This window comes from Photobacterium sp. R1 (assembly GCF_054600795.1).
The window spans coordinates 1-320 of the sequence record NZ_BAAHZP010000321.1 but is presented as its reverse complement, the minus strand read 5'-3'; the positions used below and the strand labels follow the sequence as shown (position 1 = coordinate 320).

1 protein-coding gene is annotated in these 320 nt (G+C 58.8%); it reads right to left on the bottom strand.

Annotated features, from left to right (window positions below):
- Positions 1-320: hypothetical protein (locus ACYP03_RS25235; protein WP_459782562.1), on the bottom strand; the 320-nt coding region annotated here is incomplete at both ends.

Here is a 320-nt window from a genome sequence, read left to right as displayed (position 1 = left end):
GGACAGCTCCGGGGCAACCTGTGCCAGTCCCATGGTGATACCCCGCAGTTGCAGGGCAATATAAGGCAGGATGCCGACCACCGCGATCAGGGTCACCAGCACCGCCAGACCCTGTGACTTACCGTAGCGGGCAGCAATGAAGTCGGCAATTGAAGTGAGGTGCTCGCGCTTGGCGATCAGAATCAGCCGGTCAAAGACCCGCCAGCCGAAGGTAAATACCAGAATCGGGGCCAGATTAATCGGCAAAAATGACGAGAGTTCTCGGCTGGCCTGCCCGACAGTGCCGTAGAACGTCCAGGAAGTGCAGTACACCGCAATCG